General features: G+C 44.9%; 19 protein-coding genes (1 of these 19 cut by a window edge). 2 read left to right on the top strand and 17 right to left on the bottom strand.

What is annotated here, in order from left to right:
• Together pdaB and gerD are read left to right on the top strand one after the other, a co-directional pair.
• Window positions 1-236, top strand: the final stretch of a protein-coding gene (gene pdaB / locus ACXHJ2_RS01220; RefSeq protein WP_025679930.1) for a polysaccharide deacetylase family sporulation protein PdaB. The gene continues 544 nt to the left of window position 1, outside the view; only the last 236 of its 780 coding nucleotides appear in the window; its start codon lies off the left edge, out of view; the stop codon is at window positions 234-236.
• Window positions 237-342: 106 nt separating this feature from the next.
• Window positions 343-1,074, top strand: a complete 732-nt coding sequence (gerD, locus tag ACXHJ2_RS01215; protein WP_165084700.1) for a spore germination lipoprotein GerD — start codon at window positions 343-345, stop codon at window positions 1,072-1,074.
• 64 nt (window positions 1,075-1,138) lie between these two features.
• Here gerD and ACXHJ2_RS01210 read toward each other — a convergent pair.
• From ACXHJ2_RS01210 to ACXHJ2_RS01130, 17 genes are all read right to left on the bottom strand, one after another.
• Window positions 1,139-2,283 (bottom strand): IS3 family transposase gene (locus ACXHJ2_RS01210; protein ID WP_457874148.1). Its coding sequence is split into 2 segments (ribosomal slippage): window positions 1,139-2,010 and window positions 2,010-2,283, totalling 1,146 coding nucleotides; the frame shifts between segments, so codons are not numbered across the junction.
• A 115-nt stretch (window positions 2,284-2,398) separates the two neighbouring features.
• The gene (locus ACXHJ2_RS01205; RefSeq protein WP_025679934.1) at window positions 2,399-3,505 is read right to left on the bottom strand and encodes an Mrp/NBP35 family ATP-binding protein; all 1,107 of its coding nucleotides are present in this window, start codon (window positions 3,503-3,505) and stop codon (window positions 2,399-2,401) included.
• Window positions 3,506-3,564: 59 nt separating this feature from the next.
• Entirely contained in the window at window positions 3,565-4,341 is a 777-nt protein-coding gene (cwlD, locus tag ACXHJ2_RS01200; RefSeq protein ID WP_165084280.1) for an N-acetylmuramoyl-L-alanine amidase CwlD, read from the bottom strand.
• 68 nt (window positions 4,342-4,409) lie between these two features.
• Window positions 4,410-5,579, bottom strand: a complete 1,170-nt coding sequence (sat, locus tag ACXHJ2_RS01195) for a sulfate adenylyltransferase (protein ID WP_058712132.1) — start codon at window positions 5,577-5,579, stop codon at window positions 4,410-4,412.
• Between the two features lie 55 nt (window positions 5,580-5,634).
• Window positions 5,635-6,327 (bottom strand): phosphoadenylyl-sulfate reductase, encoded by a 693-nt coding sequence (locus tag ACXHJ2_RS01190; RefSeq protein WP_165084282.1) that lies wholly within the window; start codon window positions 6,325-6,327, stop codon window positions 5,635-5,637.
• A 1,240-nt stretch (window positions 6,328-7,567) separates the two neighbouring features.
• Window positions 7,568-7,960, bottom strand: coding sequence for a 30S ribosomal protein S9 (gene rpsI, locus ACXHJ2_RS01185; RefSeq protein WP_013373250.1), 393 nt, complete (start codon window positions 7,958-7,960; stop codon window positions 7,568-7,570).
• 20 nt (window positions 7,961-7,980) lie between these two features.
• Window positions 7,981-8,418 carry a 50S ribosomal protein L13 gene (rplM, locus tag ACXHJ2_RS01180; RefSeq protein ID WP_013373251.1) on the bottom strand — a complete coding sequence of 146 codons (438 nt, stop codon included), beginning with the start codon at window positions 8,416-8,418 and terminating at the stop codon, window positions 7,981-7,983.
• Between the two features lie 183 nt (window positions 8,419-8,601).
• A complete protein-coding gene (truA, locus tag ACXHJ2_RS01175; protein WP_025365929.1) occupies window positions 8,602-9,387 on the bottom strand; it encodes a tRNA pseudouridine(38-40) synthase TruA in 786 nt (261 codons plus the stop codon).
• Between the two features lie 151 nt (window positions 9,388-9,538).
• Entirely contained in the window at window positions 9,539-9,904 is a 366-nt protein-coding gene (rplQ, locus tag ACXHJ2_RS01170; RefSeq protein ID WP_013373253.1) for a 50S ribosomal protein L17, read from the bottom strand.
• A gap of 34 nt (window positions 9,905-9,938) precedes the next feature.
• Window positions 9,939-10,883: a DNA-directed RNA polymerase subunit alpha gene (locus ACXHJ2_RS01165; RefSeq protein WP_013373254.1), complete on the bottom strand. Its 945-nt coding sequence runs from the start codon at window positions 10,881-10,883 to the stop codon at window positions 9,939-9,941.
• A 135-nt stretch (window positions 10,884-11,018) separates the two neighbouring features.
• Complete coding sequence (gene rpsK, locus ACXHJ2_RS01160; RefSeq protein WP_007432559.1) at window positions 11,019-11,414, bottom strand: 30S ribosomal protein S11; 396 nt, start codon at window positions 11,412-11,414, stop codon at window positions 11,019-11,021.
• A gap of 19 nt (window positions 11,415-11,433) precedes the next feature.
• Complete coding sequence (gene rpsM, locus ACXHJ2_RS01155) at window positions 11,434-11,802, bottom strand: 30S ribosomal protein S13 (RefSeq protein ID WP_007432560.1); 369 nt, start codon at window positions 11,800-11,802, stop codon at window positions 11,434-11,436.
• A 21-nt stretch (window positions 11,803-11,823) separates the two neighbouring features.
• Window positions 11,824-11,937 carry a 50S ribosomal protein L36 gene (gene rpmJ / locus ACXHJ2_RS01150; RefSeq protein ID WP_003333770.1) on the bottom strand — a complete coding sequence of 38 codons (114 nt, stop codon included), beginning with the start codon at window positions 11,935-11,937 and terminating at the stop codon, window positions 11,824-11,826.
• A 118-nt stretch (window positions 11,938-12,055) separates the two neighbouring features.
• Window positions 12,056-12,271, bottom strand: a complete 216-nt coding sequence (infA, locus tag ACXHJ2_RS01145) for a translation initiation factor IF-1 (protein ID WP_006212898.1) — start codon at window positions 12,269-12,271, stop codon at window positions 12,056-12,058.
• A gap of 2 nt (window positions 12,272-12,273) precedes the next feature.
• A complete protein-coding gene (locus tag ACXHJ2_RS01140; protein WP_013373256.1) occupies window positions 12,274-12,582 on the bottom strand; it encodes a KOW domain-containing RNA-binding protein in 309 nt (102 codons plus the stop codon).
• Window positions 12,583-12,591: 9 nt separating this feature from the next.
• On the bottom strand, window positions 12,592-13,131 hold the full coding sequence (locus ACXHJ2_RS01135; protein ID WP_040102792.1) for a M24 family metallopeptidase: 540 nt from the start codon (window positions 13,129-13,131) through the stop codon (window positions 12,592-12,594).
• A gap of 5 nt (window positions 13,132-13,136) precedes the next feature.
• Window positions 13,137-13,781 (bottom strand): adenylate kinase, encoded by a 645-nt coding sequence (locus ACXHJ2_RS01130; RefSeq protein ID WP_013373258.1) that lies wholly within the window; start codon window positions 13,779-13,781, stop codon window positions 13,137-13,139.
• Window positions 13,782-13,857: the final 76 nt, after the last annotated feature.

The following is a 13,857-nucleotide window of genomic DNA, read 5'->3' as shown; positions in this document are numbered from 1 at the left end:
TGGACTGGAAAAACCCTGGTACGCAGGTCATAATCGACCGTGTTGTAAATAAAGCTCATCCCGGTGATATCGTCCTTCTTCATGCCAGTGATTCTTGCAAACAAACTCATGAAGCGTTGCCCATCATTATCGACAAGTTGCGGGCACAAGGCTATGAATTCGTGACTGTATCCGAACTGCTTCAACAGGGTACAGTAAAAGGTAAAGAGGTTCGCGATCAAGCTCTGGGTCTTTAAGGAGTTATTTTACATCGTTCTCAGCTAAAAACCAAAAACAACTCGACATATTTCTCCCCAATCATCCGCATACTATCCACATTCATGATAAAGGAGGAATACGGCCATGAATTGGACTCGTTTGCGATTTGTTAGCATGGTATGCGTGCTGGGCGTTGCACTGAGCGGCTGCGGCTCGGATCAGGGTTCTGCACCTCCCCAGACCAGTTATAAAGAGATGAAAACGATGGTTGTCGATATCTTGAAAAGTGATGATGGAAAAAAAGCCGTAGAAGAAGCTTTAATCGGGGAAAAAGAGGGACAATCCGGTCAAAGTGGTGGAGGAGGTGGAGCTGGGGGCAGCATGGGAATAAAAATGCTTATGCCCACGCAATCCGCTGAACAGATGAAAATCGCAGTAAAAGATACTCTAATCTCACCTGAATATAAAAAAGAAATCGAGAAAATTATGACTGATCCGCGTTTTGCCGGAGAATTTGCCAAAGCCATCAACAGTCAAAGCAAACAGCTTCATATGCAGCTTATAAAAGACCCTTCTTACCAAAAATCAATTGAAGCGATGCTAAAATCGCCAGAACTAACCAAGATGTACATGGACTTAACTAAAACCCCCGAATATCGCAAACAATCTATGACAGTCATGCATGATGCTATGCAGAATCCGATTTTTCGGCTTGAGGTCATGAATTTACTCAAAACTGTCGTTCAAGAAGAACTTCAACCTAAGGTTGAGAAAAAAGGCGGAGAGCAAGGTGGCTCTGGGGATCAAAAACAAGATGGTGGTGGGGGTGAAGGAGAACAAGGCGGTAGTGAAGGAGGGCAAGGAGGAGGGCAGTAAAAAAAAGGCTGGTTCAAGGGACTGACCCCCGTTTGTGAGACAGGGATCAAAACACCTTCCAAGTTTAAGCAGCCAGTTGTCGGAAATGAACCGGCGACTGGTTGTTTAGTTTTGTTTGAATGCGAATTGAGTTATAGTAAAGGATGTACTCTCGAACGGTCTGCTCGACGATTGCCGTCGTCGTACAGGTTAAACTTTCGAGATAGAACGTTTCAGACTTTAGTGTGGAATGAAACGATTCGATGGGGGCATTATCAGCAGGCGTTCCCTTACGGGACATGCTCATGGTAATGCCTTTTCCTTTTACCGCTTCCTGGTAGGCCAAGGATGTGTAGACGCTGCCTTGATCGCTATGAAGTATTGCACCTGGTAGAGATGGCAACTGACGAAGGGTATCGAGCACAAAGGCGGTGTCCTGCTTGTCAGCTATACTGTATGCCACAATCTCTCCGTTAAACAAGTCTAAAATACTCGACAGATACAACATTCTTCCTCCAAATGGCAAATACGTAATGTCCGTTACAAGTTTTTGCATAGGCGTATCTGCTTCAAACTGTCGCTTTAGTAGATGCTCCGCGATATGAATGGGTTGCCCAGTAGGTTTCCGTTTCTTCGCTTTGACACGACATTGCAGCCCTTCACGCTGCATAATCCGTTGCACGCGTTTGTGGTTTACCGCATACTCCCTCCGAAGCAAGGCGGTGATTTTCCGGTATCCATAACGATATTTATGCTGGATACAGAGTTCACGGATTTTCTCTACCAAGTGATCCTCAAGTTTGCTCGCATACTCCGCCTTCCAGCGATAGTACGTGGCGCGAGAGATTCCTATCCATGCACAAGCTTGCTTCACACTCACTTCCCCTCGGATCGACTCTATCCACTCCATTACGATCTTTGACGATACCTCCTCTCCATTACGCTGTACTTTTTTAGCAACTCTAGTTGTTGTCTCAAAAACCTGTTCTCAGCCTGGACCTTCTCTAATTCCGAAGTGTATTCGGGCCCTTTGCCGTAGCTGTATTGTTTGCCTACAGGCTGCTCTAAACGGTTCTGCTCGCCATTACGGTACCATCTCATCCAAGTTTCCACTTGTGTCTTGTTTCGTATGTTTAATTGCTCCATGATTTCTTTGACCGGTATACCAGCCATTCTCATTTCAATCGCCTTCATTTTAACTTCTAATGGATAACTGACTCTTGTTGCCAACGAAAAAACACCTCCAAGGTTGTCTCCATATCTTACGACATGGTTGCATTCTCTTGAAGGTGTTTTGATTTGTCTCACGTTAAGGGGTCAGTCCCTCAACAACCAGCCTTTTTTATTATTTAGATTCCATATGCAACCTCGTAATTTGGGCGGCTATATCATCATAAATAGCTCCTGTCGCCGACTCCGATTTATATACGGATGGAGAAAAATCAGCTTCTGACGGATGATTATCTGGGATACCCAGCGGAATTTGTGCCAAAAGTTTCGTATGAAGGTTATCTGCCAACATCGCCCCGCCTCCCCGTCCAAAAACATAGTCTTTTTCTCCCGTGGAGGACACATAATAGGACATGTTCTCCACCACGCCTATGACCTTATGATCCGTTTGAAGGGCCATTGCCCCTGCACGTGCAGCTACAAAAGCTGCCGTCGCATGCGGAGTAGTGACAATGATTTCTTCACTCTGCGGGATCATTTGATGTACGTCAAGCGCTACATCACCAGTACCTGGCGGTAAATCAAGTATCATATAATCCAGCTTGCCCCATTCGACATCACTAAAAAACTGTCTAAGCATTCTTCCCAGCATGGGACCTCTCCAAATAACCGGATTGTTTTCTCTAACAAAGAAGCCCATGGACATGATCTTGATACCAAATCGTTCCACTGGCTGAATGATACCATCTTCGACAGAAGGTACATCCTCTACCCCGATCATATCCGGCACACTGAATCCATAGATATCAGCATCAATTAATCCCACTCGCTTACCCTGTCTGGCTAGAGCTGCAGCCAAATTCACAGCTACTGTCGATTTCCCGACACCACCTTTTCCGCTTGCAATGGCAATAAATCGTACGCCAGATGCTGGGTTAAGTAGCTCATGTTCTTCCATACCGACAGCATGTCCTTTGGTCAATACCGGATCAGCTACCTCCTCGGTATCCTCTCCATTTTGAATAGCTGACTTTTCAGACTCAGATGCCTCACGAATACGAATATGGACGTGACTTAATCCTGCCTTTTCTAACGTCTGCCGGATTTCCCGATCCAGTTCTGTCCGCGTCTCTTCCTGGCTATCCAGGGCAATAGCAGTCAATGATACCCGATCCTCTTTAACAACCACATCCCGAATAAAATGGAGATCAACCAAACGGCGTCCCGTTTGAGGCTCTCGCACTTGCTGAAGTAGCTCTATAACTTGCTCTCTCGATTGCATGAATAATCAGCACCTCTGCTTTAGTGATTTACGTAGTGGTAAACACTTACAGTATACCACTATCTGACTTCAGGTGCTGATGAGGTTCCCTTTTCCCCGGCACTGTAACGCAAAATCCCTTTATATATGGATGCAGCCACTTGTCTTTGATAGTTCTCGTCACTCAGTCGTCTGGCTTCCTCTGGATGGGACAAAAATCCGACTTCTACAAGAGCTGCCGGCATTTTGAGTGCTTTTAATAAATAGACCGTGTTTACGGTCTTAGCCACTCTGTCCGTATTTTCCAAGTTGCGCTTGATTTCTTCCTGAATTAAGGACGCCAAATTCTCGTTATCTGCATGATTAGGTACGAAAAAGGTCTGGGCTCCACTCCAACGGCTCGACGGGATACTGTTCATATGAATACTTAAAAAGAGGTCCGCTTTCTGCTCCTCAATCATACGTACCCGTTGCTTTAAATCCTCCGTTTTTCTTCTGGAGTAGCCTTTTGTTTCTTGCTGCGCCAGATCACGATCATCCTCACGTGTCATGACGACAACAGCTCCTGCTTGCTGCAAATAATCCCGCAAATAAAAAGCGATCGCCAAATTAATATCCTTTTCAATGGCCCCCTCTTTGCTAACCGCTCCTCCATCAGGCCCTCCGTGTCCGGCATCTATAGCAATTACCTTACCAGTAAGCGGTAGACTCCAATGAATCCACGCTCTCGAAGCAGGTATCTCATACAATGTCAGCATGATAAATAGAACAGCGAGACAACAGCCTACCAGCACTTTTTGCAGCGTCCGATAGCGAATCCACAGTGTGACCTCTTTTTTACGATTGTTTTTTTGCATAACAAAACGCCTCCGTCCTATACAGATACTAATAATCTATATGGGACGAGGCGTGTAGTTAGTACAACTCAGGCATGAACATATTCTTTCATACCTTCAATCAGCACTTGAGCGACCTCAGGTCGTGTAAATTCAGGTGGCGGACAAACCCCGGAGCGCAACAATTCCCTCACTTTGGTGCCGGAAAGCGTCAAATGGTGCTCCTTAGGATGTGGACATGTTTTGCTTGAGGCCATATTTCCACATTGGGTGCAGTAAAAGCTGTGTTCAAAAAACAACGGGGTAATCCCCAGCTCTTCAGGTGTAAAGTGCTTGAAAATTTCCTGCGCTTCATAGGTACCGTAATAATCCCCTACACCGGCATGATCTCTTCCGACAATAAAATGGGTGCAACCAAAGTTCTTTCGCACAATAGCATGGAAAATGGCCTCTCTAGGACCAGCGTATCGCATGGCGGCAGGAAAGACCCCCAGTAAGGCTCGATCAGCCGGATAATAGTTGTCCAGCAACACCAGATAGCTCTTCATACGCACATTTGCTGGAACGTCATCTGACTTGGTCTCTCCAACGAGCGGATTTAGAAATAAAGCATCTACAATTTCCATCGCGCTTTTTTGGATGTACTCATGTGCCCGGTGTACCGGATTTCGTGTTTGAAAACCGACCACTGTCTTCCATCCCTTTTCAGCAAAAAGGCTACGTGTCTGTGCTGGCGTGTAATAAAATTCGCTAAATTGTGTAGGTTCGGGTCGATTCAGCACTTGCACTGTTCCACCTACATAGGTAGCAGGTCGATCTAACAATTTGTTTACGCCAGGATGGGCCGGGTCATCCGTCTTGAATACACATCTGGCTTCCTCTGCCTGGTCAACCTGATAAATACTCTCAATATCAAGTACAGCATAGATGATACCATCTGTTTCCCCCACCAAAGCCACCTGTTGACCTAGTTTCAGTTCACTGGCTATGGTTTCTACTACTGCAAGAGTAATGGGAATACTCCAGACTGTACCATCCGCAAGACGCATATCCGTTACCACCGAACGATAATCCGACTCATTCATAAATCCCGTCAATGGAGAGAAGGCACCTATTCCAATCAAATCCAGATCAGAAATCGTCCATGGGTTTACAGGGATAGGAAACAATTCACCTGCAGCCTGCAAGAGTGCTTCTTGCTCCGGTCCTGTAATATTTCTGTCAACGAGCGTTCCGCCATGCGGAAGAATTGCAGTCATAATGCACTTCCTTTCTATATCATAAATAAAGTCTCAGCGCTACCTATATACCATTTTATTGATGGAGCCCACACTCCGTTTTCTCATTCCCTGACCAACGACCAGCACGTGGATCTTCACCTGGCAGGACTTCACGTGTGCATTGCTCACAGCCAATACTGGGGAAATTACGGTCATGCAATGGATTATACAATACTTCATGAGTGCGAATATAGTTCCATACGTCCTCGGAAGTCCAGCTCGCCAAGGGGTTAAATTTAACGAGGCCAAACTTTTCATCATACTCTACCTTTTTTGCATTCGCACGCGTAGGAGCCTGATCGCGACGGATACCGGTAATCCATGCATCGTATTGAGACAGAATGCGTGTCAGCGGCTCAACCTTGCGGATACCACAGCATGCATTAGGATTTGATTTCCACAGCTCCTCTCCATGCTCCGCAGCTTGCTCTTCTGGAGTCATTAAGGGAGAAACTCTAACAAAATCCAAATTGTATCTAACTTTCATCTGATCTCGCGTATCGTAAGTTTCTTGAAAATGAAAGTCGGTATCTAAATAAAAAATATCGGTAGAAGGGCTAATTCTTTGAAGCATATCTACTAGTACTACATCTTCTGCTCCGAAGCTACAAGCAAAGGTAAGGTTGGGAAATGCATGAACTGCATACTTGATAATGTCTTCAGGCGTAGCCTCTTCCAGTTCACTTGCCTTGACTCTAATCAACGCTTCTTTCTCCAATAAATTCATTATCAATGCGCCTCCATATGAAGATTAATAAATAAGTGATGCTTCAAAGCCGACTAAACTAATAAGATTAAGTACAGTATAAAACTTTTATATCCATTGTCAATCCAAGCAAAATCGTCATACTGTAAACATTTATTCTCTCGCATGATGCAGGAACGTTGTTCTGTCAGCATTCTTTAACGCTCTCCTGCATATCCAATCAAGTTCATTGGCTTTATATAAAATATTCTTATATCATACGTTTGAAAATTGTCCTTAGGTTGCTTCATAACTAAAAGTAACTATTTATAGCAGAGGGTATGCCTGGACGTAAATATTTTAGGTCAATGAAGATGCTTTCTCTACTCCACCAGTGCCAAAGATATATCCGCTACGCGGTTGCCATCGTATTCCTGACTAGATTTGATTATTATGATCAGATGAAAATAGCTGAGGATAAAAGCGTCGTTCCATAGATCCATGATTATCCTTGAATTTGTACGAGGAGATATATTTAGGGATCGAACATCTTATTTCCATTTTCATTCAAAGATGAAGCGTACGTGGCCGGCATCAGCTCAAGGTAAACCAGCTCTGACACTAATCGTACTTTTATTAAGGAATATTAAAAAGAAATGGCACCCAAATCGCTAATAAGCCTCTATCCACTCCTATAGCGCTCACAGCAGCCCTTGAAGAGGAATTAATACATTGGGGCACAAATAAGCCCTTAACGTAACTGGAGCCCTATTATAGGCTCGTTCTCAATGGTTAGAAAAACTCCTCATCATCGCTGCAATACGGTAGCCGAGGAGATGGGCAGTAGTAGGCTAGAGATTGCTTTACAGCTAGTACGCATAAGCTAAACGATGTATCCCTTGCTGTATCCTGGACGTCACCAAAAAAGCTACACAGGATAGAATAGCCATTGCTCAACCAGAAGATATATAAGCTTTTATCAAATTGGGAAAACAAAAAAAATTCTCTAATCTTTTTAATTAGTCACAGGTTGTGAACATTACAGGATAAACCGTGTTAAAATAGCAAACTATATTTGTGCATAACTATACCTACTTTAGTAACATCGTGGATAACTTACGTATTCCAGACAGTATATGCGCTTATTTATGTATCGCAGAGCAGATGAAGCCATAAAACTCTAGTGCAGATCCATTTATCCACATATGGTTAATGAGCAGCAAATAATCTAAATAAAAAAGAACCCTTTCCATAAGGAAAAGGTTCTTCTGTATTCGAAATATTAACGTTTCGAGAACTGTGGTGCACGACGAGCGGCTTTGAGACCGTACTTTTTACGTTCTTTCATACGTGGGTCACGAGTCAAGAATCCTGCTTTTTTCAAAGCTGGACGGAATTCTGGGTCTGCTTTCAACAGAGCACGGGAAATACCGTGGCGGATTGCGCCTGCTTGACCAGAAATACCACCACCATGAGCGATAACGAGTACGTCATAGCTGCCAAGTGTTTCTGTCAGATTCAGTGGTTGTTTTACGATCAGTTTGAGAGTTTCCAAACCGAAATATTCATTAATATCACGCTTATTGATGACAATGCGTCCTTCACCCGGTACGAGACGAACACGAGCTACCGAATGTTTACGACGACCTGTCCCATAGTATTGTACTTGTGCCATGAAACTGTCCTCCCTTTTAATTATCCGCGAAGTTCGTAAACTTCAGGTTTTTGTGCTGCATGTGGATGCTCTGTACCTCTGTAAGCTTTAAGTCTCAGCTTCATTTTGTCGCCTTGACGAGTTTTAGGAAGCATACCGTGAACAGCCAATTCCAACATACGTTCAGGTTTGTTCTTAACCATATCTTGTGCAACTGTTACTTTCAGACCACCTGGGTGCAGGGAGTGACGATAGTATTTCTTGTTCTCCATTTTTTTACCGGTCAATACGATTTTCTCCGCATTGATTACAACAACAAAATCACCTGTGTCCACATGTGGTGTAAACTGTGGCTTGTGTTTGCCGCGAATCAACGCAGCCGCTTCGCTTGCCAGACGGCCGAGCGTTTTGCCTTCGGCATCAATGATGTGCCAGTTGCGCTCAACTTCATTTGGCTTCGCCATATACGTAGTACGCATGAAAAGTATCCTCCTTAAGTTCGTTAACAGAAATCATCATTTATCTTCGTTCGTTAAGTTGCTGCATTATTGATGGATTAGATGTTGCTATAAGGTGATTATCTTAATTGGGGCTGTGGGAAAGCCATTAAGAAAACACAACTTTTATATTACAGGATAACCATCAATTCTGCAAGGGAAAAATCAATGTTTTTTGATGTTTTCTTCGTACTCTACATTCCAGAGCGTTAAAGCGTGTCCAACGGCAGTAGGTCCGGCCTTTGAACGGTTTTTTGCTTCCAAAATGGAAGGAATATCATCCGGCGATTTTTTGCCTTCTCCCACTTCCAGCAAAGTCCCCATTATAATCCGAACCATGTGCTGCAAAAATCCGCTACCTGTAATATACGTATGAATAATTCCCTGATCATCCGACCCTGGACGCGAAAAGGAATGGTCTACCGTTATATAGGCTTCGTAAATAGTGCGAACATGGTTCGTCTTTTGGGAACGTCGAGATGCGAACGAAGTATAGTCAAAGGTGCCCACTAAATGAGCCAACCCCTTTTCCATCGCTCTTACATCCAGACTCGTTGGATGATGGGCCTGTGTACGACGGTGAAAGATGTCTGGAAACCGGTTCGCATTAATACTGTACCGATACGTCTTCCGCTTCGCCATGCGGCGTGCATGAAAGGACAGTGGCACCTCTCTCGCATCCGTAACGATGATATCACGAGGCAGCCAGGCATTAAGTGCCAGACACCAGCGATGTATCGGAATCGGCGATTCAGTATGAAAATTGAATACCTGCCCGTATGCATGCACACCTGCATCTGTCCGTCCTGAGCCCGTAATTTTCAGACGTTCGCCCGTCAATGAGTATATAGCATTTTCAAGGCAGTCCTGAATAGTGTTGCCACTAGGCTGCGTCTGAAAGCCATCATAGTGGGTTCCATCATAGTTCACCTTCATGCACAAGTTCCGCATGCTTCTCACACCTTTGTAGGGGTATTCTCTGGTCTTACAGGAAATAACCGAACATAACAAAGGAGAAGCCCCTCAAGGACTCCTCCAAGAGAAAAAAAGGGTTGTTCAGAATCAAGCCGATTCTGTCCACCCTTCCCTCATCTTCGCCTGTTTACGCGCGGTCAACCAATTCCAGATATACCATTGGAGCGGCGTCGCCACGACGAGGTCCCAGTTTCAGGATACGAGTGTATCCACCTGGACGCTCATTGTAACGTGTAGCCAATTCGCTAAACAGCTTTTGGATTGCATCCTGCTCACCATCCAAAGTTTCACGGCGAACGAACGCAGCCACTTGACGACGTGCGTGCAGATCTCCTTTTTTCGCTTTGGTGATCAGTTTTTCAGCAATAGAACGAACTTCTTTCGCTTTAGCCTCAGTAGTTTGGATACGCTCATACAAGAACAGATCGGTTACCAAATCACGAAACAAAGCTTTACGGGCACTAGAATTACGGCCCAATTTTTGGTATGCCATGTAGTTTCCCCTCCTTCACAAAAACGTTGCTGTGCTATTCTTCCGTACGAAGTCCTAAACCAAGTTCCTCGAGCTTCTCTTGTACTTCTTCCAAAGATTTGCGACCCAAGTTACGGACCTTCATCATATCTTCTTCAGATTTAGTCGTGAGTTCTTGTACCGTATTGATACCAGCGCGCTTAAGGCAGTTATAGGAACGGACGGAGAGATCCAGCTCTTCGATCGTCATTTCAAGAACTTTTTCTTTTTTGTCTTCTTCTTTTTCGACCATAATTTCTGCATCTTTTGCTTCATCCGTGAGACCCACGAATAGCATCACATGCTCGGTCAAAATTTTGGCTCCAAGGCTCACAGCTTCTTCAGGACGAATAGTTCCGTCAGTCCAAACCTCAAGTGTCAGCTTGTCATAATTCGTAACCTGGCCGACACGCGTATTTTCTACGCCGTAGTTCACGCGTGCAATCGGAGTGTAGATGGAGTCGACGGGAATGACGCCGATCGGCTGGTCATCACGTTTATTCCGATCCTGCTTAACGTAACCGCGACCGCGATTGGCAAAAATACGCATGTGAAGTCTCGAACCCGGTCCGAGCGTTGCAATGTGAAGATCCGGATTAAGAATTTCCACATCACTATCCGCACGGATATCACCTGCCGTTACAACTCCTTCGCCTTCCGCATCGATTTCGAGTACTTTCTCTTCATCTGAGTGGATTTTAAGCGATAAAGCTTTCAAGTTCAGAATGATCTCCGTTACGTCTTCCTTCACACCGGGAACCGTTGCAAACTCGTGCAGAACCCCATCGATCTGAACCGATGTGACTGCTGCCCCCGGTAACGAGGATAACAGAATACGGCGAAGCGAGTTCCCAAGCGTCGTACCGTATCCGCGTTCCAGCGGTTCTACTACGAATTTTCCATAGGTGCCATCATCATTGACGTCAACCGTCTCAATTTTCGGCTTTTCGATTTCTATCACTGCAATATCCCTCCTTCAAAACGTCGCTCCTATATGAAACATTCACCTTATCCATAGTCTATCATGCAGTATACCTAAACATCCATTCTTGGCAGTTTGTGCCGGATCTATACTACACGCAGAGGAGAAATCTCATTAGACGCGACGACGTTTTGGAGGACGGCATCCGTTATGAGGTACCGGAGTTACGTCTTTGATCAGGTTAACTTCCAGACCAGCAGCTTGCAAAGAGCGGATTGCTGCTTCGCGACCTGCACCAGGTCCTTTAACCATGACTTCGACTGTCTTCATGCCGTGTTCCATAGCAGCTTTAGCAGCAGTTTCTGCGGCCATTTGCGCTGCGAATGGAGTAGATTTACGGGAACCACGGAATCCCATGCCGCCTGAGCTGGCCCAAGAGATTGCGTTACCGTGTGGATCTGTGATCGTAACGATCGTGTTGTTGAACGTGGAACGGATGTGTGCCACGCCACTCTCGATATTTTTACGGTCACGGCGTTTTGTGCGTACAACTTTTTTCGGTTTAGCCATTGAATGTTATCCTCCCTTCTTATTTCTTCTTGTTCGCTACAGTCCGACGAGGACCTTTACGGGTACGAGCATTAGTTTTAGTACGTTGTCCGCGAACAGGCAATCCACGACGGTGACGAACACCACGGTAGCAGCCAATCTCAGTCAGACGTTTAATATTCAAGGAAATTTCACGACGCAGATCGCCTTCTACTTTAACTTCTTTGTCGATCGTTTCACGTAATTTGCTCACTTCATCTTCAGTCAAATCACGAACACGCGTGTTTGCACTGATGCCTGTTTCCTTCAAAATTTTCTGAGAAGTCGTCTTACCGATTCCGAAAATGTAAGTCAAGGCGATCTCAACGCGTTTGTCACGTGGCAAATCCACACCAGCTATACGAGCCATTTTACGCTACACCCCCTTCTATTAACCTTGTTTTTGTTTGTGTTTCGGATTTTCGCAAATAACCATTACATTCCCTTTGCGGCGAATGACTTTGCATTTCTCGCAAATAGGTTTTACAGAAGGTCTTACCTTCATGTTGATTACCTCCTCCAAGCTTTACCCTGGTAAAACTCGCTTCGTGAACATTCACATCGTTTTGCCGAGCAAAACAAGTTTTTTTTAATGACATACGTTTAATAAAAACCTGCATGAATTACTTGCGGTACGTTATACGGCCTTTGGTTAAATCGTAAGGCGATAACTGTACAACCACCTTGTCGCCTGTCAAAATACGGATAAAGTGCATCCGCAGCTTTCCGGAAACATGAGCAAGAATTTGATGACCGTTCTCCAGCTCTACCTTGAACGTAGCGTTCGGCAGTGGCTCGATTACCGTACCTTCAACCTCAATGACATCTTCTTTGGCCAAAGTCAGTCTCCTTTCTCTTCAGCTTGGTATTCGGACGAGTCCAGGAAAGTTTTCACTGCATGCCGCAGTTTTCCGTTCGTCACCCGACCGCTTTCGTTTAAACTATTTACAATCTCGCTACTAATCTTTGGCTGAGGCACCAAATGAAGAACATTTTTCTTCTTCGCTTGATCAAACTTTCGTTTATCCCCATCCGCAATATACACAAACCTGCTATCTGCTATTGAAACGACAACCGCAATCTGTCCGGCACCTCTGCCTTTCAGAATCTTCACCAGCTGACCGATTTGCAGGTTTCCTTGCTGATTCATTCCAATCACCTACGCACTCAGTTTCGTGAAAATGTCCATGTCGTCCGCTTCGTCCGTCACCAATTGCTCATAAGGAGCACAAGAGATTACGTTCATCGTAACGACCGTCCAGTTGTCTTCTAGCGTCCCTACAAGGTGAGTACCTATTGGAATCATTGATTCAATAGCCAGCACAATGCCGGTTTTCAGCCTCGGTCCCTGCTCGGAAATACCACGGTTTGGATTCTCAATATATTGCCGAATGGCATGCGACATTGTAAACTGGCGAGTTTTAGTAAGGACATCGCCTTTGTTTAACTTGCGTTTGCCGGGAAATCCGTGCACCAGTTGTTCGTTGACTGAAGCGCAAATGCTAGCAGGAAAACCGTTATAACCTTTAAAAGACGGCACAGCTCCCTGACTGCGAATATACCGATCAGCTAAATGATCAAGTTCACCGGTCGTAATACCGGGCTCGATGTGTCCTGCTAAGAAATGACTCGTTGCCGAATTCATTTTCCTAGCTTTCCTCATAAAGCTTGATTCCGTCCCCGACTTGCAAATGATCATTACAGCTAACCCCGCAACAAGGACACGATATTTTGGGAAACCACATCAATATCCTGTTCTCCGTCAATATGACGCAGAAGATTCTGGTTCTCATAAAACGTGAGGAGTGGTGCTGTTTTATTACTATATTCGTCAAGTCGTGTTCTTACGCTATCTTCGTTATCGTCAGGACGCTGATAGAGTTCACCACCGTCTTTATCGCAAATGCCTTCAACCTTAGGAGGATTAAAGACAATATGATAGCTAGCTCCGCAGCTTTTACAAACTCGCCGTCCTGTGATTCGTGCCAACAAGTTGTCACGATCCACTTTCAGGTTGATGACATCATCCAGCTTCGTGTTCAAACGACCCAAAATTTGATCCAAGGCTTCAGCTTGAGCTAAAGTTCTTGGAAAACCGTCTAGCAAGAAACCTTTCTTGCAATCCGGCTGCTGTAGTCGTTCTTCAACGATACCGATTGTTACATCATCCGGAACAAGTTCACCCTTGTCAATATACTCTTTGGCTTTAATGCCAATAGGTGTTCCCTGTTTCATCGCTAGGCGAAACGCATCACCTGTCGAGATATGAGGAATGCCGAACTCCTTCACAATGACATCTGCTTGTGTACCTTTACCAGCCCCCGGAGGGCCCATGATCAAAATATTCACAATCTGTCACTCCTCAAGACGACCCCTACACAAGAAACAGCACAAAAGGTGCCGGTAAGCATGCGAACATCCTATG

Source organism: Paenibacillus sp. ALE3 (assembly GCF_054113405.1).
This window is presented reverse-complemented; position numbering and strand designations above follow the sequence as displayed.